Annotated in this window: 16 protein-coding genes; 9 read left to right on the top strand and 7 right to left on the bottom strand. The window is 50.1% G+C overall.

Annotated elements, in window-relative coordinates:
* Positions 1–37: 37 nt before the first annotated feature.
* Genes CDA54_RS18300 through CDA54_RS18285 form a run of 4 tightly spaced genes read right to left on the bottom strand, consistent with a single transcriptional unit; the run spans position 38 to position 4,375 of the window.
* Complete coding sequence (locus CDA54_RS18300) at positions 38–925, bottom strand: hydroxypyruvate isomerase family protein (RefSeq protein WP_099036495.1); 888 nt, start codon at positions 923–925, stop codon at positions 38–40.
* Positions 915–2,135, bottom strand: coding sequence for a nucleoside permease (locus tag CDA54_RS18295; protein WP_268235349.1), 1,221 nt, complete (start codon positions 2,133–2,135; stop codon positions 915–917). Before CDA54_RS18295 ends, CDA54_RS18300 begins: the two co-directional genes overlap by 11 nt.
* Before the next feature lie 18 nt (positions 2,136–2,153).
* Positions 2,154–3,206, bottom strand: a complete 1,053-nt coding sequence (locus CDA54_RS18290; protein ID WP_099036493.1) for a sugar phosphate isomerase/epimerase family protein — start codon at positions 3,204–3,206, stop codon at positions 2,154–2,156.
* Positions 3,203–4,375, bottom strand: coding sequence for a Gfo/Idh/MocA family protein (locus CDA54_RS18285; protein ID WP_099036492.1), 1,173 nt, complete (start codon positions 4,373–4,375; stop codon positions 3,203–3,205). The genes CDA54_RS18290 and CDA54_RS18285 overlap by 4 nt, the downstream gene beginning before the upstream one ends.
* A gap of 174 nt (positions 4,376–4,549) precedes the next feature.
* Between CDA54_RS18285 and CDA54_RS18280 the strand changes: the two genes are divergently transcribed.
* From CDA54_RS18280 to CDA54_RS18260, 5 genes are all read left to right on the top strand, one after another.
* Entirely contained in the window at positions 4,550–5,302 is a 753-nt protein-coding gene (locus CDA54_RS18280) for an AraC family transcriptional regulator (protein ID WP_143452326.1), read from the top strand.
* 60 nt (positions 5,303–5,362) lie between these two features.
* A complete protein-coding gene (locus tag CDA54_RS18275; RefSeq protein WP_099036491.1) occupies positions 5,363–6,292 on the top strand; it encodes a Gfo/Idh/MocA family protein in 930 nt (309 codons plus the stop codon).
* A 63-nt stretch (positions 6,293–6,355) separates the two neighbouring features.
* Entirely contained in the window at positions 6,356–6,736 is a 381-nt protein-coding gene (locus CDA54_RS18270) for a DUF805 domain-containing protein (RefSeq protein WP_099036490.1), read from the top strand.
* A gap of 433 nt (positions 6,737–7,169) precedes the next feature.
* A complete protein-coding gene (locus tag CDA54_RS18265) occupies positions 7,170–8,222 on the top strand; it encodes an FIST N-terminal domain-containing protein (protein WP_218962429.1) in 1,053 nt (350 codons plus the stop codon).
* Complete coding sequence (locus CDA54_RS18260; protein ID WP_099036488.1) at positions 8,219–10,345, top strand: bifunctional diguanylate cyclase/phosphodiesterase; 2,127 nt, start codon at positions 8,219–8,221, stop codon at positions 10,343–10,345. The genes CDA54_RS18265 and CDA54_RS18260 overlap by 4 nt, the downstream gene beginning before the upstream one ends.
* Before the next feature lie 15 nt (positions 10,346–10,360).
* Here the strand turns inward: CDA54_RS18260 and gloA are convergent, their stop codons facing one another.
* Together gloA and CDA54_RS18250 are read right to left on the bottom strand one after the other, a co-directional pair.
* Complete coding sequence (gene gloA, locus CDA54_RS18255; RefSeq protein WP_099036487.1) at positions 10,361–10,924, bottom strand: lactoylglutathione lyase; 564 nt, start codon at positions 10,922–10,924, stop codon at positions 10,361–10,363.
* A 39-nt stretch (positions 10,925–10,963) separates the two neighbouring features.
* Positions 10,964–12,127 carry a serine hydrolase domain-containing protein gene (locus tag CDA54_RS18250; RefSeq protein ID WP_099036486.1) on the bottom strand — a complete coding sequence of 388 codons (1,164 nt, stop codon included), beginning with the start codon at positions 12,125–12,127 and terminating at the stop codon, positions 10,964–10,966.
* A 288-nt stretch (positions 12,128–12,415) separates the two neighbouring features.
* Here CDA54_RS18250 and CDA54_RS18245 point away from each other — a divergent pair, with 288 nt between their 5' ends.
* Both CDA54_RS18245 and CDA54_RS18240 read left to right on the top strand, forming a co-directional pair.
* Positions 12,416–13,750, top strand: a complete 1,335-nt coding sequence (locus tag CDA54_RS18245) for an AlkA N-terminal domain-containing protein (RefSeq protein ID WP_099036485.1) — start codon at positions 12,416–12,418, stop codon at positions 13,748–13,750.
* Positions 13,750–14,199, top strand: coding sequence for a methylated-DNA--[protein]-cysteine S-methyltransferase (locus CDA54_RS18240; RefSeq protein WP_099036484.1), 450 nt, complete (start codon positions 13,750–13,752; stop codon positions 14,197–14,199). Before CDA54_RS18245 ends, CDA54_RS18240 begins: the two co-directional genes overlap by 1 nt.
* On the opposite strand, the gene CDA54_RS18235 is transcribed toward CDA54_RS18240, so the two are convergent.
* Entirely contained in the window at positions 14,196–15,611 is a 1,416-nt protein-coding gene (locus CDA54_RS18235) for a sensor domain-containing diguanylate cyclase (protein ID WP_143452325.1), read from the bottom strand. The two genes, CDA54_RS18240 and CDA54_RS18235, sit on opposite strands and share 4 nt — an antisense overlap.
* 147 nt (positions 15,612–15,758) lie before the next feature.
* On the opposite strand from CDA54_RS18235, the gene glmU reads away from it, so the two are divergent.
* Both glmU and CDA54_RS19775 read left to right on the top strand, forming a co-directional pair.
* Positions 15,759–17,117 (top strand): bifunctional UDP-N-acetylglucosamine diphosphorylase/glucosamine-1-phosphate N-acetyltransferase GlmU, encoded by a 1,359-nt coding sequence (gene glmU, locus CDA54_RS18230; protein ID WP_099036482.1) that lies wholly within the window; start codon positions 15,759–15,761, stop codon positions 17,115–17,117.
* Between the two features lie 1,046 nt (positions 17,118–18,163).
* The coding region (locus tag CDA54_RS19775; RefSeq protein ID WP_218962428.1) for a hypothetical protein at positions 18,164–18,402 on the top strand (239 nt) is incomplete at its 3' end.

The following is an 18,402-nucleotide window of genomic DNA, read 5'->3' as shown; positions in this document are numbered from 1 at the left end:
GAAAACGGCACCGAATCCCAGAGCACCCAGAGATTCATTACACATCACAAATTGCCACCGCTTCTCGCAGTGAATCAATCTTGCCCGTTATTGTTAATGGTGTGGGGATAAATTCCTGTGCCAGATAGCCGTTAAAATTGATCTCTTTGATGGCTTCAGCAATCGCCCGGTAATTAAGTTCCTGATTGTCACCAATCTCATGTCGGCCGGGTACACCGGCGGTGTGGTAGTGACCAAAATACTGATGGTTGTCTCTGATGGTGCGGATAATATCGCCTTCACTGATCTGCATATGGTAGATGTCATACAGCAACTTAAAGTGTTCTGAACCCAGCGCCTTGCACAGTTCAATGCCCCAGGCTGAGTTGTCCGCCATATAATCGGGATGATCCACTTTGCTGTTAAACAATTCCATTTGCAGCACCACGCCACGCTTTTCAGCATGGGGCAGGATCTGCTTCAGCCCCTTTACGGCGTTAGCCAGTCCGGTCTCCGGGCTGATGCCCCGCTTGTTGCCACTAAAGCAGATCAGATTGATATAACCGGCCTCAGCGACCAGATCGATATGGCGCAAATAACGCCGGATTAAGGCCTGATGAAAGCGTTCATCGGCCCAGCCATCAGTCAGGTTCAGTTCGGCACCGTTACACATTGACGAGTCAATGTTGTGCTTTTTCAACACCGGCCAGTCTTCGGGGCCAACCAGATCAATCGCCGAAAAACCCAGAGATTTAACCGTTTGGCACAGCTGCTCAATCGGTAATTCACCATAGGTCCAGCGACTCACCGAATGGCGGATATTGCCTTTGAGGTTGCTGGCTTCCTTCTGAGAGGCACTGGCCAGCGCTGACAAGCTCATTACTGTGCCAGCACCGACACCGGCCAGGGCTAACCCCTTGAAAAGTTGCCGTCTGCTAGTGTTCATGCTGACCGATCCGTTCATTTTTGAAACTAAACAAAAACAGAAAGAACACCGCCGCCGCAAAGCCTGCAGGATAGAGCCATATCTGCTGCCAGTCATGACCTTCAGGTTGCGCAAAACTGTCGGTGATCTTGCCGGCGATCCAGAATCCGACCAACATACCCACACCGTATGTGGCCAGAGTAATCATCCCCTGAGCCGCACTTCTGATACGCTCTCCGGCCTTGGCATTAGTGTAGATCTGGCCTGAAACGAAGAAGAAGTCATAACAGATTCCGTGCAGGGCAATACCTACGAGTAACATGGCCATACCACTTTCGGCATTGCCATAGGCAAATAACACATAGCGCAAAGCCCAGGCTGCCATCCCCACCAATAAGGTGATCTTTATGCCAAACCGTTGCAGAAATACCGGCAACACCAACATAAACAACACTTCAGAGACCTGCCCCAGCGTCATCTTGCCCGTAGCATTCTCTACCCCTATCTCAGTCAGAAAGGGATTGGCATTCTGATAATAAAAAGCCAGCGGGATACAAATCAGTACAGAGGAGATAAAAAACAGCAGGAAGTTGCGATCTTTTAGCATGGCTAATGCGTCCAGGCCCAACACCTCTCTGAGGCCACTTTTTTCCCCAAAAGATTTTGGAGGTGTCGCGGGCAGCGTAAAACTGAACAGCCCCAGTAACAATGAAGCTATAGCGCACAACGCAAAGGTGTTCCTGAGCATACCATCGGCAATGGCCTGCTGATTATCCCAGGAGAACACATAGCTGATGACCAGGCCCGCGATAATCCAACCGATAGTGCCCCATACCCGGATTTTGCCGAATTCTTTGGCAGGTTCCTGCATCTGAGCGAATGAAACCGAGTTCACCAGCGCCAGCGTCGGCATATACACAATCATGTAGCCGAGCACAAAGGGATAGAAGCTGTCGAAACTCTCAGCAGTGTACAGGCAGTACATCAGTACCGCGCCGAGCAGATGCAATACGCCCAGAATACGCTCGGCGTTAAAATAACGGTCTGCGATCAGGCCGATAATAAAGGGCGCAATGATCGCCCCCCATGACTGGGTTGAGAACGCCATGCCAATTTCATTGCCGTTGGCTCCCAGCGTATTGCCCAGAAACGTCCCCAGAGTGACAAACCAGCCCCCCCAGATAAAAAACTGCAGGAACATCATAAAACAGAGTCGGACACGTATGCTCACGGGCATGGGATTCTCCTGTTAAAGACCGAGTATGCGGCGGTTGGCTTCGTGATCGGTGCCACTGGCGGCAAAGTCATCAAAGGCCTTGTCGGTTGTGCGAATCAAGTGCTTGCGGATAAACTCAGCGCCCTCTTTGGCACCGTCTTCAGGGTGCTTAAGACAACACTCCCATTCCAGCACCGCCCAGCCGTCAAAGCCATACTGAGTCAGTTTACTGAAAATCTGGCTGAAATCGGTTTGTCCGTCACCCAGTGAGCGAAACCGCCCGGGGCGATCAACCCAGGATTGATAGCCTCCATATACGCCGCTGCGACCAGAGGCGTTGAATTCCGCGTCCTTAACATGAAAGGCCTTGATACGCTCATGGTAGATATCGATAAATGCCAGGTAGTCCAGGTGTTGCAACACAAAGTGACTGGGATCGTAAAGAATATTCACCGCCTGATGATTGTCTGTCGCCGCTAAAAAGCGCTCAAAGGTCACACCGTCATGGAGGTCTTCGCCGGGATGTAACTCATAGCAGATATCTACGCCCTGATCGGCAAAGTGATCCAACACCGGGCGCCAGCGTCTGGCCAGCTCTTCAAACCCCTGTTCAACCAGGCCCTGAGGGCGCTGCGGCCAGGGGTAGTGGGTATGCCACAGCAAGGAGCCGGAAAAGCTGGCATGGGTGTTCAGGCCCATGCGGCCACTGGCTGTGCCTGCGGCCAACAATTGCTGCTCTGCCCAGGCCTGACGTTTCGACGGATTATTACGCACCGCTTCCGGGGCAAAACCATCAAACATCTGATCGTATGCGGGATTGACCGCCATCAATTGCCCCTGTAAATGGGTAGAAAGTTCGGTAATGCTGAGGCCATTTTGCGCGGCTATGCCCATTATTTCGTCGCAATAGTCCTGGCTGTCGGCTGCCTGCTGAATATCAATAAGTCGCGTATCCCAGGTAGGCAACTGAATACCCTGATAGCCTAAACCACAAGCCCATTGGCATATACTTTCAAAGCTATTGTAGGGTGCTTTGTCATCAATAAACTGCGCCAGGAAAATAGCCGGCCCTTTGATGCTTTTCATAGACTATCTCCGGTGTTTGGGATGTTGGTAAGGTCGGGCATTGTGTGCCATTTCTGTTCCGAGGCGCTGGCCGCCACAACCGTTTCTATAAAGGCCATGCCACGTAGCGCTTCATTGATACCCGGTAGCGGGTTGTTGCCTGAGGTTGACTGCTGACGCAGTGCGGCTACCTGTTCGGCAAACTGTTGATATAAATTGGCAAAGGCTTCCAGATACCCTTCAGGATGCCCCGGCGGTGTGCGCGTTATACCACCCAGCTCAGCCGCTGCATCTGTAGCACTGCGCAGCACTTCAAACGGCTTGTCTGCATGCATTAATTTAAGGCTGTTGGGTTGTTCCTGTGACCAGTCGATGGACGCCTTTTCTCCGTAAACCCGTATCCGCAGGTTATTCTCTTCACCAACGGCGATTTGGCTGGCGCTCAGCATCCCCCGGGCGCCTGAGGCGAAGCGCAACATAACCACGCCGTCATCGTCCAGCTGGCGATTATGGCTGGCGTTCAAATCAGCACTTAGCTGATCAATGCCGTCGTTACAGATAAATTCGGCCAGATTGGCAGCATGCACACCAATATCGGCCATACAGCAACTGATCCCGGCCTGCTCCGGGTTAAGTCGCCAGGCTGCCTGTTTACCCGACTCAGCGTTAGTGTCGGCCAACCAGCCCTGATGATATTCCACCGCCACCTTGCGTATAGCACCTAACTCGCCTCTGGCCACCAGCTCGCGAGCGGCTACTACCATAGGATAGCCGGTGTAGGTATGCGTCAGCGCATACAAGCGACCACTGCGTTTCTGAACCACAGCCAGTTCACGCGCTTCATCCAGAGTCAACGTAGCAGGTTTATCACACAGCACATGGAAACCAGACTCTAATGCCAGCCTGGCGATCTCAAAGTGCAGATGGTTGGGAGTAACAATGCTGACAAATTCCATGCGCTGGTCGGCAGGTAAACTGGCCTCCTGCTCAAACAATTGTTGATAACTGTCGTAACATCGGGAAGGGCACAGATTCAGCTCCTGACTCATTAACCGGGACTTTTCCGCATCCCGGCTAAAGGCACCACACACCAGCTCAATTTTACCATCCAGGTTTGCAGCCATGCGATGCACGCCGCCGATAAATGCACCGGGACCGCCCCCGACCATACCCATTCTGACTTTCTTCATAATTTTCTGCCATTACTGACTGTTAACGGAATGTTACATCTGGTTGCCTGTCTACAGATAGAATAGAATCGGACTGTATTAGCACAAATTCAGCGTGCTCTTTGAGAGAACAGAGCAAAGCTCTGAACTCAAAAACCAGTATCACATTGATTTATAGGAAAATAAATTTATTCCATGAGTATAGATGAGAAGCACCTGCCTGCACAGGCACAGCACTTCCTTGACAGTATGCCGGATCAACAATGGCTCAGAATGTACGATTTGTTAACTGATGTGCTGGTTTGGATAAAAGACAGCCACAGCCGTATTATGTATGCGAATCAGGCATTTCTGGAACACGCCGGGATGGATACGCTGGCACAGGTAGTCGGACTGAGTGATTACGATTTGACACCCGGACATATCGCCCGACTGTTTGTTGCTGATGATAAAAGGGTAATGGAAGGGGAGCTGATTACTCAAAGGCTGGAAATAAATCGTTTGCCTTCGGGTGAACTGCACTGGTTTACCACCAGCAAAAGACCCTTGTTTGATTTTCAGAATCGCCGGATAGGTACCTGTGGCATTTCCCGTCACTTACATAAAACTTCCATCATGCTCAGTCCGCTGGCCAGCATCGAGAAGCCGATGAACTTTATCAAAGACAACTTTACCCGGGAAATCAGTATCACTGAATTGGCGAAATACGCCCATTTGTCGGTCAGTGCACTGGAACGCCGGTTCAGAAAATCGCTGGGTAAAACGCCAAGACAACTGATTAATCAATTGCGTCTGGAATATTCGCGGCGATTATTAATAGAGGGTGAAGAGCCTGTCTATTCGGTCGCTGAACGTTGTGGCTTTGGTGATCCAAACTATTTCAGTCGTCAGTTTATGCGCGAGTTTGGCGAGTCGCCCTCAAGTTTTCGTCAACATTTTCAACACTGACACCCATTTGCCTGTAACAGCGGCACCGCCTAAGATGAACGTTTTCCCCGGAGTGTGTTGATGAAAATTGCCCTTATTGGACTCGGCGATATTGCAAAGAAAGCCTATCTGCCAATGATTGCTAACTGGCCCCGGCTGGAGCTGGTTCTTTGCAGCCGCAATGATTCCACACTGGCTGATCTGGCCGCTCAGTATCGCATCAGCCAGACCTGTAATGACTATCAGGAACTGCCCGGGCACGGTGTCGATGCAGTAATGATTCATGCTGCGACAAAGAGCCATTATTCACTGGCCCGCTTTTTTCTTAATCTGAGCATACCGGTGTTTGTGGATAAGCCACTATGTGACAGCTATACACAGTGCGAGGCGCTGTATGATCTTGCGGAACAAAAAAGCACACCGCTTTTTGTCGGTTTTAATCGCCGCTATCTGCCTCTGCTCAGTCAGGAAACGGGGCATTCAGAGGGCCGTATGAGCCTGCCATCAGAGCTGATGTCATTGCGCTGGGAAAAACACCGGCATGACTTGCCAGGCGAACCCCGCAATATGATCTTCGATGATTTTATTCACGTGGTGGACAGCGTCAATGTGACCGGCGAGCTGCATCGTGCGCCACTGCAGTTTACGGTGCAATCTGACCGGGATAAGCTGACAAGAATCGATTGTCACTGGCAACATGAAGGGCGCATCTATGAGGCGAGCATGAATCGTCAGTTTGGCACCACCTGTGAGCGCATCAGCCTGAACTATAGAAATAAAGCGCTGGAACTGGAAAGCCTGCTCCGTGGTCATTGGCTTGAAGACGGACAACAGCGGGTCGTAGGCCTGGCCGACTGGACACCGATGCTCGCCGGAAAAGGTTTCTACGCCATGCTGGAACATTGGCTGGAGGTGATAGCAAAAGGCAGCTTGCAAAGCTGTCGCGTTGAACGCAACCTGAGTAGCCACCGCCTGTGCGAGGATCTGTGTCAGCAACTGATAAAAGTATAAAATCTCTGCGCCATCAGCACAGAGCAGTTACCCAACCATGGTAAACCATCACAAGGAGTCATAATGAACTGGTATGTTGAGGTATTAAAGAAGTATGCGGTATTCACCGGCAGAGCGAGAAGGATGGAGTACTGGTTTTTTATTCTGTTCAATTTTCTGATCAGCATCGTCCTGGCCCTGGTTGACACAATGACGGGCACCTTTAACTCGGAAGCCGCAATAGGGCTGCTGGGTGGAATTTATGGTCTGGCCGTTCTGATCCCCGGTATTGCGGTAACCATAAGGAGACTGCACGATACAGGGCGCAGTGGTTGGTGGTTTTTGTTGATTTTTATCCCGATAGTTGGCGGTCTGATCCTGCTTGTATTAATGCTGTTTGACAGTGAGCCGGGCGAAAATGCGTATGGCAGCAACCCAAAAGCCGATGGCATAATGCAGTCCTGAGGACGAAGAGAAAACATGGCGAAGGAATTAAAACACAGCGCAGCAATTTCCTCATATCTGGGCCGCAGCGGGCACCCCCAATGCGGTGTTCATGATCTCTTCAACTGACCTATACCGGTTAACAAACGGAAAATAGATTGAAGTCGCAGAATGATACTGATTTGGCGTAGTGAGTGCGTCGGCCAGCGCTGGAAGCCCCTTCTGATCTGATCTATAGTAGGCAGACATTACTCAGCTGGCATCTGACAGCCAGCTTGATGAGCACGTTGCAGAATATCAGTAACCGGAAGACACAGGCACCAGGAAGGTGTGATTTTTCTGTGACACCAGGAGGTCCTTAACGCCCATGCAGTATGTAAAGTTGGGCCACACTTGTCTATCCGATGCGTCTGCCGCTGCCCAGGAATTTCATCGACAGGTAGCCCAGCCCGGGATGAGCCTGGTCCTTTTCTTCTGTTCCAGCCGCTATGATCTGAGTGCACTGGCCGAAGCCATGGTCGCCTGTTTTGGTGATGTACCTGTTGTCGGCTGCACGACGGCGGGAGAGCTAGGGCCGGATGGATATCAGGATAATAGCCTGAGTGGGGCCAGTTTCCCGGCAGATGCTTTTTTTGTCTCCAGTCTGTTAGCAGAGAATTTAAGCACAATCAGACTCAATCAGCTTCAGCGTCAGACCCAGGAGCTGGAAGCCGTTCATAATGAAAGCCGGGCGGATAGTGATACTAATAGCTTCGCATTACTGTTGGTGGACGGTGTATCTCAGTGTGAAGATGCCATAACCAGAATGATTCACAACTCGGTACCCTGTATGCCATTGCTTGGCGGCTCAGCTGGTGATGACCTGGAGTTCAGACAGACTCACGTTTTTTATCAGGGAAAATTTCACACTGATAGTGCCGCATTGCTTTTTGTCTCAACCCGTTGCCCATTATCCGCGATAAAGAGCCAGCACTTTGCCGCAACAGATCAGCGCCTGGTTGTTACGGGCGCGGAGCCACACAAGCGCCTGGTTACAGAAATTAATGGCCTCCCTGCTGTTGCAGAGTATGCGCGCCTTACCGGTGTGGATGAGAGCGATCTTAACCTGATGCGCTTTGCACGCTCACCTGTCGTGGTAATGATCAATGGCAGAGAATACGTTCGCTCAATTCAACAGGCCAACTCGGATGGCAGTCTGACATTCTACAGTGCGATTGAAGAAGGCCTCGTGTTCAGGGTTGCGCGTGGTGTAGACCTGTTAAGCAATCTGTCATCGTCGTTGCAACAGGCTTGTGAAACCATTGGTGAACCTCAGATTTTACTGGCCTTTGATTGCGTACTGCGCAAACTTGAGATGGAGCAGTCCGGCGATAAGCTCAGGGCCAGCGAGCTGATTAAACAATACCATGCTATCGGCTTTAACTCATACGGTGAGCAATACAGTGGGGTACATGTTAACCAGACCTTTACCGGTATGGCCATTGGTTTTCCGGAAGAGGGCTTATGAAAAACCATCTGAGTGCACATCAGGCCAATGATATTATCGCCGGCGAGCGCACCGAACAGCAAATTGCCCGGCTGAATAAAATCATTACAGCACTAATGGACAGAGCCGAACGCAGTATGAGCCAGCAGGGTTCCGACTTCGGCTTATTCCAGGCTACTCTGACACTGGAGGACGAGGTAGAACAACGTACTCAGGAACTGACTGAGGCCCTGGCAGAGAACAAAAAAATAACACAAAGTCTGTACGAGCTCACAGCCAGCCTTAAGGATGAAATTCGCCAGCGAAAGCGGGCAGAAGCGCTACATGCCGGGCAATATCAGATACAAGAGCTGATCACCGCGAATATTCCATTGAAACAAGTGTTGCGTCAGATAACCGCCTGGATAGAGAGCCATAGCAACGGCGGGATAGCCTCCATTGTGTTATTAGCCAGCGATGACAAAACCATCTCGGATTGTCTGGCGCCCAGCCTTCCACAGGAATATGCGCAGGCGCTAACAGGTGTGCAAATTGGGCCGCAAACGGGTTCCTGTGGTACGGCCATGTACTTTAACAAAGAAGTCACCGTTGAAGATATCAGCTGCGATCCTCTGTGGACTAACTATCGGGATCTGGCCCTCGAAAACGGACTGCGGGCCTGCTGGTCTACCCCGATCACTGCGACATCCGGGCAGGTGCTGGGCTCTTTTGCCATTTATTACCGCCAACCGCAGTTACCCGATGCAGATCAACGGGAGATGGTCTCAGGGGCAGTACATCTGGCGGGCATTGCTCTGGAGCGCGCTCGCTCCGAAGAGCGTATTCACTATATGGCTCACCATGATGCTTTGACCGGGCTACCCAACCGCACACAATTGCAGGATCGTATTGATAGCGCCATCGAAATGGCCAGGCGCCATACCAGTCATACGGCTGTACTGATGATCGATTTGGACAGGTTTAAGCATGTTAATGATTCCCTGGGTCACCACGCTGGTGACGAAATTCTTAAAGAAGTGGCAGAGCGTTTAGCCGAATGTGTCAGAGACAGTGACACCATCGCACGACTTGGTGGTGACGAGTTCGTCATTAATTTACCTGATATTGAACATGATTATTCGGCATCAATGGTCGCCAGCAACATCTTGCAACAACTGGAAAAGCCGTTTTTTATCCGTAAACAGCAATTGCAGCTCGGCGCCAGCATAGGCATCAGTATGTACCCGGAAGATGGTGACAATGCCGATGATTTACTGCGTACTGCAGACACTGCCATGTATGCCGCAAAACAAACGGGAAGGGGCCAGTACTGTTATTTTACTGAGGAATTAAACAAAGCGGCCCATGAGCATATTGTCCTGTTGTCACAGCTGCAACAAGCCATAAAAAATCACGAATTCTGCCTGTATTACCAGCCGTTATATCGCCTGAGTGATGATCGCCTTGTGGGTGCTGAGGCATTGCTGCGCTGGCAACATCCGCAGCGGGGGCTACTCGCACCGGGGCATTTCCTGTATATGCTAGAAGAGCACGGGCTTATGGCCGATGTGGGAAGCTGGGTGTTACAGCAGGGCTGTGCACAAATGGCAACATGGCTGCAGCACGGTCATAGTAATATTCGCTTGTCTATTAATCTGGCAGCGGATCAGTTTTATCGAGGCAACCTGGTTGCCGAGGTAGAAGATGCATTGCGCCGCAATAAACTGGCGGCTGAGCATATTGTGCTGGAATTTACCGAAACGGTGCTGTTGCGCAACTCAGAGAGTATTATTGCGACCATGAAAGCCCTGAAAATGATGGGGGTGAAAATGTCATTAGATGACTTTGGTACCGGCTACTCCTCTTTGTCTTATCTGCACAGCTTTCCGGTCGACCAGCTGAAAATTGATCGGTCTTTTATTCAGGCTACCAATGAGAAAAAGATCACCCTGGACATTGTAACCAGCATCGTTCGCCTTGCGCAAAGCCTGGGGATCCAGTCAGTGGCAGAAGGACTGGAAACCCCTGAACAAAAAGCGTTGATGAAACAGCTTAATTGTGACTATGGTCAGGGCTATATGCTCGGTCGCCCAATGAGCGCTGAGAATTTCTCGCGTTTGCTTAATGGCGACCGGCCAATGGCCATCCATAAAAATGATGGATAAAAGTTTACTCTGACCCTACTTTTGTATCAGGTGATCTGCCAGGGCGCCGGGCAGTCGCCCGGGCTGAAAAATCTCTATCCAGTAACCGTCAGGATCCTGAATAAAGGCGATTTCTTTGATCTTGCCATCCATAGGGCGTTTTACAAAAGGCACATCCAGTGCTTCAAAGCGTGTGCAGGCGGCATCCAGATCCGGCACCGCAAAACCGATATGGCCGAACCCTTTAGGCTCATCATTACCATTGTGATATTGCAATTGCTCATCTTCCTCATCCCCCCAGTTATGGGTCAGTTCCAGCATCGCCGGACGGGAAAAGGTTTGAACTGTGCGGGTATCGTTGCTGTTTTTATCCCAACGCTCCAGCTCATCACTATCGATGGCGGCAAGAAAGTACAGTGAGAACTGCATTTCTGCAAAGTCGAGCTTGCGAACCAGCGTCATGCCCATGACCCGGGTGTAAAAATCCAGGGTTCGTTTCGGTGACTTGATTCTCAACATGGTCTGATTAAAGACAAAGCCATCAGTAGCTGGATCACGTTGCTCATTAAGGCCCTCTGCCTGTTCAAAATGTCTGCTCATGTGTCTCCCCTTTTGTGAGAATCTTCAGATAAATCAGGATTACTGATCAGCACCGGCACTGGCGGAAATAACCGGTCTGCTCTGGCCGCGAATTTTTGCCAGTTCAAAATGTTGTTGCCAGAAATTTACGATGATTTCATTAACCAGGTTGGACTCAGCATTCATCAGCAATATCAGGCCAACGCCATGCTCGGGAGAAAAACTGATATCCGCCCGGTAGCCTTTTACCCAACCGCCATGATGGGCCAGACGCTGTCCGTCAAAGTCATAGATGCGCCACCCCAATCCATAGTGTGCGTCTTTAAGGTGTTCGCGCCAGTGCCTGCGATAAAGCTCCCTGCTGGTACGCACCCTGGGAGTTATCAACTCTTCAATGGCATAGTCAGACAGAATATGCGGGTAATCACCCAGCATCAGCCGTAACCACTGCGTCATATCTTTGATGCTGGTATTAATACCGGCGGCAGGAGCAAAACGGTAATAGTCTTCCCGCACTTTGACTTTTCGCCATTTTCCACGGCCGATTAACACATGGGGCTGAGCCCAGTTGTCATCCGAGATCAGCGATTGACGACCTATACTGGTGCGCTTCATATTCAGTGGCAACAGCAAATGCTGTGTCAGCAACTGACCGTAATTCTGTTGTGCGCCCTGACTCAGACTCTCAGAGATTACCCCAAACAGCGCATTCTGATAGGTATAACACTGCCCCGGCTTGCAGATGGGCTGCAACCCGGCCAGTTCATTTAATACCCGTTTGACTGAGTAGTTTGCTTCGATCAGATTATCATAAGCATTTGGCATATAGCCGCTGGACTGGCTGATAATATGGTTCAGAGTGAGGTTGTTGGCCAGTTCCGGCAGAAAAGGATAGTCCGGAGCCAGTTTCGACACGGGCAGGCTCCATTGCAATTTGCCTTGCTCAACCAGCTTAGTGGTCAATACCGAGGTAAAGGTTTTGGACACCGACGCCAGCCTGAACAGGGTATCTTCGTTGACTGGCTGACCACCATAAGTATTGTGGCCGTAAGTGAAAATCTGCTGTGGCAGCTGCTCTGACACCACCGCAAACGCATAGCCGGGAATATTGCGCTGACGCACTTCCTGCTTCACTTCTTCGGCAAACTGACCGACCCAATTGTCCTGCGCGGGCACGGCCAGGCTGAACAACCACAATACCCCCGCGAAACTCCAATAGCGCATGTTGTTTTTTTAATCTTGTCGTTAAAAAGCGGTATGCTGAACAGACAGCAGAACCGGCAACAGGTTCTGTCTGTTTTTGTCCTGCCTCATTTTTTCCTCTATCGGTATTGTATCATTGTCACCAGGGCAAGATTAACTTTCACGACGCTAATGTCTGCGTTTCTTGCTTTACCGGTGAATACCTCCGGAACGAGATACACCTTTTGATCTGTTCACTTCCGTTTTCATCGCATTTTTTTCTGCAGAAGCATTAGAATCAGTGTCATCTGTCACTTGATAGCCATCTCTATGCACGCATTTCAACAGGCAAGGATCACCCGGGACAAACGCTTTGACGGTGTCTTCTTCGTTGCGGTTAAAAGTACCGGTATTTTCTGTCGGCCGGTGTGCCCTGCGGTATTGCCTAAAGAGCAGAATGTTACTTATTACCGGCTAGCGGAACAGGCGATGGGAGATGGCTTCAGGCCGTGTCTGCGTTGCAGACCAGACTCGGCACCCGGCTCCTGTGCATGGAAAGGGGTCGATACCACCGTTGAGCGGGCATTGTCTCTGCTGAATGCGTTTCCCGATCTGAGTCTGCAACAGATTGCCGAAAAACTTGGCATCAGTGATCGCTATCTGCGTGGATTGTTTCAGCAGCATCTCGGTCTTTCACCGAAACGCTACCAGTTATACCAGCAATTGTTATTTGCCAAACAGCTGTTACATCAGACCAGCCTCAGCATTGAACAGGTAGCTCAGGCCGCGGGTTTTCAGTCTGCCCGCCGCTTGCAGGACAATGTGCGCCAGCATTTGCAGCTGACACCCAGGCAAATACGTGGCAAGCAGGAATATACCCGGCCACTGGAACTGAAATTATCCTTCAGGCCGCCCTATAACTGGCCTCAGGTACGGGACTTTCTGGCTTTAAGGGCGGTACCGCAGATGGAGTGGGTGGAACAAGACAGCTATGCCAGAACCTTCAGACTGGATGGGCGACAAGGCTGGTTTCATGCCCGTTTTGATGAGACTAACGACTGTTTCGTGGTGAAGCTGGAGATGCAGCCACTGGATAACCTTAAGTCTGTGACAGACCAGATAAGACGAATACTGGATCTGGATGCGGATATGCCGGTAATCGGCACTGCCCTGACTAATTCAGGCATTGCGCAACCCTTGCTGGTGCCGGGTCTGCGTTTACCCGGGGTGTGGGCCCCCTTCGAAGCAGGTTGCCGGGCGATACTCGGTCAACAGGTGAGTGTTAAAGCCGCCATTGGTTTGCTCACCCGGCTGACAGATATTTGTGGTCAGCCTGTCGACAGAGGCCGGCTATTCCCGTTACCGGAAGCGATAGCAGACGCCGATTTAAGCAGCTTAGGGATGCCATCCTCGCGTCGGGAGACCCTCAGGCGTTTTGCCCATTATTGTTTACAGCACCGGGAGCATGACCCGGATGCACTGCTCAATATAAAAGGCATCGGCCCCTGGACAGTCAGTTATATAAAACTGCGCGGTTATTCACAGCCGGATATCTGGCTGGATTCCGATCTGGTTATTAAAAAACAAATTGCCAATTATGCGCTGCAACCTGACCAGGCTGCGCCCTGGCGCAGCTATCTTACCCTGCAACTGTGGAGCATGTGATGAACAGTACATTTATGCGAACCCCGATAGGATTGTTAGCAATCAGAGCAATCGACAACGCCATTAGCCATATAGCATTTGTTGACCGCCAGGATGCTCCTGCAATACAGCATCCGCTGCTGGTGCAGGCCCGTGAACAGTTGCAGCAATATTTTGCCGGCCAGCGCCAGGCATTCAGTCTGCCACTGGCGGCGACAGGCACAGAGTTTCAGCATCAGGTGTGGCAGGCACTGGCGCGGATACCCTATGCACAAACCGCCAGCTACGGGCAGATTGCAGAATCCATTGGCAAGCCCAAAGCGGTTCGTGCGGTGGGCGCGGCTAACGGCCGAAACCCACTGGCTATTGTTGTGCCCTGCCACAGAATAATTGGCAAAGACGGCAAATTAACCGGCTATGCGGGAGGATTAGAGCGTAAAGCCTGGTTGTTAGCGCTGGAACAGGGTTAATCCTGATTAAAAGCTCTGGAAACCACCCTATTACGGCCTTCATTTTTGGCCTGGTAAAGCGCTTTGTCGGCACTGTGAATCAAATCCACCAGCGCGCCATAGCGGTCAGCCTGGGTCACACCAAAGCTCATGGTAATATCCAGAACCATGTCACCCTCTGCAACAGGCTGAAAGGCAACAGACTGACGCATTCTCTCGGCTACCTGTTCAGCGCTGAGTAAATCTGAATTGGGCAACAGTACAATAAACTCCTCTCCGCCCCAGCGCCCCAGATAATCGCCCTTGCGCAGACAATCACCCAGAATATCGGCAATACTGGCAATCACCTGGTCTCCGACATTGTGCCCATGGGTATCGTTCACCTCTTTAAAATGGTCGATATCAGCCATAATCAGGCTCATCGATTTGCCTTCCTGTTGTATCTCCTCGAAGGCTTGTTCTATGTACAGGCGGTTAAACAGTCCGGTAAGACGATCGGTGTAGATTTTACTGCTGACACTCTGCTGAATGCGGCGAATGACCCGACTCAGCAACCAGAGCAATGTGAGCAGCGCGGCCGTCATAATCACCAGATTGACCAGGAAAGTGCGGCTCATGGCCTGTTGCTGTGCTTCCAGGGGGCTGATAATAAAGAATCGCCACTTCAGCACATCCAGAGGCACTTCGGTGATCAGCACATCCTGCTCATTTAATTCAACCAGATTCGTCTGATTGCCAGCCAGACTGGGGCCTTTGTACCAGTCAGAATACCAGGATAAGTTCTGTAATCTGGTGCGCTCATCGCCCCTTGGTTGCAGATCAGCAAAGGAGGTCAGCACGATCTCGTCATCGCTATTCACAAAAACAAAATCATAGCCCAGTTCTTGATTGTAATGGCTGAAGGTGTCCACAAAGTCCGACAAGGGCATGCCAATACCAACGAAACCGAGCAAATCTCCGTTCATATCACGCTGCATAATATCCATATACAAGCGCAAATCCTGCTCATGTCCCAGCCCGGCATAGAAATCCTCCTGTCGTTCCTTGAGCCGGAAATACCAGGGGGTCTCTTCTTCACTCAGAGCCAGTTCATCGCCGTCGGAATAATATTGCATTTGCTGCGGCTCACTGGCGATAAAGAACATCAGTTCAAAGCGACTCTGCATATCCTGTAAGAACGTACGGATCTGCTCTGGTTCTGCATTCATATAAGGTTTGAAGATATCTGCCCGGGCCAGTGTCTGGGCAATATGCATGGGCTTAATCAGTTCTTCTTCAACCAGGGAAAAAACCGTGGAGGTGGCCTGCAATTGCTGTCGGCTCTGATCGCCGACAATATTGCTGATGGTAAAATAGGAGAGGGTACTGATAACGATCACGACCAATACAAAACCAACCAACAAAGCGAATTGTAAAGACCCGAATTTCCGCAATGGCCCGACTCCAATTATTTAACTGCAGGTAATCGGCCACCGCTAAGCTTTCTTTAGCAGATCCCCGCCATTAATTTATCGCCGAGGTACTATCTCACCGCTCCCTTAGTTAGAATAGCAGTCTCGACATAAAAACAAGGACTTAACATGGCTTTTTCTGTTGTCATTCTTGCCGCGGGTAAAGGAACCCGTATGAAATCCTCGCTTCCCAAGGTCTTGCACCCCATTGGTGACAGACCCATGGTACAGCATATTATTGATACGGTAACCGCTCTTGGCAGTGACAGTATTCACCTGGTATTTGGCCATGGCGGTGAGCAACTACAACAGGCTCTGAGCCATAATACGCTGAACTGGTGCTTACAGGCGGAACAACTGGGCACCGGCCACGCCGTGCAGCAGGCGGCAGAGCATATCCAGGACAATGAAGATGTATTGATCCTGGTCGGCGATGCACCACTGATTAAGTCCGATACCCTGCAGCAACTGCTTAAAATAAAACAGCAGGCCGATCTGGCCTTACTGACCGTAGAGCTGGATGATCCCACAGGAATGGGCCGGATAGTACGCGAGGGTGATCAGGTCAAAGCCATCGTCGAACACAAAGACGCCACCGAAGAACAGCGCCAGATCAAAGAAATCAATACCGGCATGATGATCATGGGCGGTAAAGACCTTAAACGCTGGCTGGCGAACCTGAGTAATGACAATGCCCAGGGCGAGTACTACCTTACCGATGTAATTGCCATGGCCGCAGATGAAGGGAAAATCATTAAAGCCGCTCACCCTTCCAGCGCGGTTGAAGTAGAAGGCATCAATAATCGCAAACAACTGGCAACCATTGAGCGGGCCTACCAGCTTGAACAGGCAGAAGCGCTGATGATGAACGGCGTAAGCCTTCGCGATCCCTCCCGCTTTGATCTGCGCGGTAACCTGGATACCGGCGAAGATGTGGTAATTGATGTCAATGTGATTGTGCAGGGCAATGTGCGCCTGGGTAACAACGTGATAGTCGGCCCCAACTGCATGCTGATTGATTGCGAAATTGGCGATAATACCGTTATTGAAGCAAACAGCATTGTAGAACAGGCAAAAGTGGGCACTTACTGTCAGGTTGGTCCATACGCACGCTTGCGCCCAGGTGCCGAGTTACATGAAAAGGCCAAAGTAGGTAACTTTGTAGAAATGAAAAAATCCGTACTGGGTAAGGGTTCGAAGGCCAATCATCTTACCTACCTCGGTGACAGTGAAGTAGGCGAGGGCGTCAATATTGGTGCCGGAACCATCACCTGTAACTATGACGGCGTCAACAAGTTTAAAACCATTATCAGAGACGGAGCCTTTATCGGCTCTAATTCCTCTTTGGTTGCCCCGGCGGTAATCGGCAAAAATGCCACCATCGGCGCCGGTTCAACCATTACCCGCGAGGTGGCCGACGAAGAACTGGCTGTTGCCCGTGGCAAACAGCGCAATATCCAGGGCTGGCAGCGACCGGTGAAGAAATAGCGCTAAAGTTTACAGTTATCAGTGGTCAGCCATCAGAAAACCCGGATATAGCAAAGCGAAATCCGGGTTAATCCTGTGACCTCTCCCTTCCCGCAATCCAGCAACCTTTGAATTTATCGTTGTTTTGTTTCCTCACCGAGAGGAGTCAAAGGTGCTGGACGCGTCCGCTGCAATCCTTGCAGGCTACGCAAGCCCGTTGTTTGTAGAGCCAAGTTTATTGGACTGCTTCGGATAGCTTCTGCGTCAGAATAATTGTCAGAGAAACCCGTTCTCGCAAAGGCGCAGAGGAATGTTGAATTGACCATATTAGACCCTGTTCAGAATCGACGGCTGGCGATCTCACATTAGAATTCTAAGACACTCTTATCCCGAGACTGACCAGCACCCGCAGCTGCAATGGTATTTCTTAATCAATTTTTTCTCCAAGCAATGCCCTTTCGCTAGATTCAGGAAACACTTATATCAGCAATACTTCGAAGTACATATGAAACGACTTCGTAACCATACGTAATCATTGAACTGGATACATTCTTACAGTAATGTAATGATGATATTTATGAAAGCATATGTAATCTGCAAATTATCATCTCAGTAAAATTGCAGTTGCAGAAGGCTGTCAACATTAACCTTAACGCCAACGGGCTTTCATTATTGACACCAGAGATAGTTAACAGGAGCGCAAAAGCACTAGCATTGAAAGCTGATTTAAGTTTATCAGAAGCTCTCTATTTAACAGCAAGTTTAGATTGGCGGAAGGAGCGTTGCTTTGAAACGGGCAATTTATGGACTGATTTTCACGTTAGGATTAATACTCTTAGTATTCTTAAAATACTACGAAGCACCAGTAAATTTTACCAAAGCGGCTGATACAAAGAGTAATATCACAGCCACTATTAACGCTACTCGTGAACAGCCTGTAACCAGCCTCCATCCGGTTGAAAAACCTTCAACTAGTAATACATTTTGCGAACTACCAGAAAATTTCCGAATGAACTTCGACAACTTTAAAGTTCAATTCCTTAAGAAGAAAGCAACATTGTGGCTTCTTGAAGGGGAGAGAAGACGTAGCAAATATACTGGCTTCTTTTGTGGGCTACTCTGCTGCATTGGAGTGGTATTACTCCACTATTGATATATCGATATACGCTACCAATATAGGGTTGTTAATTGAAGAGTTAGAAAACTCAAAATTTGAAGCTGATGCCTTAGGTCATTCAGTTAGTTTTGATTCACTGTTATCTGATTTCAAAGTCAGTATGCCAGATATTTTCTCACCTAAGAGTCA

This window comes from Lacimicrobium alkaliphilum, assembly GCF_002591895.1.
GTDB classification, from domain to species: Bacteria; Pseudomonadota; Gammaproteobacteria; order Enterobacterales; family Alteromonadaceae; genus Lacimicrobium; species Lacimicrobium alkaliphilum.
This window is presented reverse-complemented; position numbering and strand designations above follow the sequence as displayed.

Coding starts and splice junctions, on each gene's coding strand:
- CDA54_RS18265 (WP_218962429.1), top strand. CDS start 7,170: ATGAGCCTGGTCCTTTTCTTCTGTTCCAGCCGCTATGATCTGAGTGCA.
- glmU (WP_099036482.1), top strand. CDS start 15,759: ATGGCTTTTTCTGTTGTCATTCTTGCCGCGGGTAAAGGAACCCGTATG.
- CDA54_RS18240 (WP_099036484.1), top strand. CDS start 13,750: ATGAACAGTACATTTATGCGAACCCCGATAGGATTGTTAGCAATCAGA.
- CDA54_RS18275 (WP_099036491.1), top strand. CDS start 5,363: ATGAAAATTGCCCTTATTGGACTCGGCGATATTGCAAAGAAAGCCTAT.
- gloA (WP_099036487.1), bottom strand. CDS start 10,924: ATGAGCAGACATTTTGAACAGGCAGAGGGCCTTAATGAGCAACGTGAT.
- CDA54_RS18280 (WP_143452326.1), top strand. CDS start 4,550: ATGAGTATAGATGAGAAGCACCTGCCTGCACAGGCACAGCACTTCCTT.
- CDA54_RS18290 (WP_099036493.1), bottom strand. CDS start 3,206: ATGAAAAGCATCAAAGGGCCGGCTATTTTCCTGGCGCAGTTTATTGAT.
- CDA54_RS18300 (WP_099036495.1), bottom strand. CDS start 925: ATGAACACTAGCAGACGGCAACTTTTCAAGGGGTTAGCCCTGGCCGGT.
- CDA54_RS18285 (WP_099036492.1), bottom strand. CDS start 4,375: ATGAAGAAAGTCAGAATGGGTATGGTCGGGGGCGGTCCCGGTGCATTT.
- CDA54_RS18245 (WP_099036485.1), top strand. CDS start 12,416: ATGCACGCATTTCAACAGGCAAGGATCACCCGGGACAAACGCTTTGAC.
- CDA54_RS18270 (WP_099036490.1), top strand. CDS start 6,356: ATGAACTGGTATGTTGAGGTATTAAAGAAGTATGCGGTATTCACCGGC.
- CDA54_RS18260 (WP_099036488.1), top strand. CDS start 8,219: ATGAAAAACCATCTGAGTGCACATCAGGCCAATGATATTATCGCCGGC.
- CDA54_RS18250 (WP_099036486.1), bottom strand. CDS start 12,127: ATGCGCTATTGGAGTTTCGCGGGGGTATTGTGGTTGTTCAGCCTGGCC.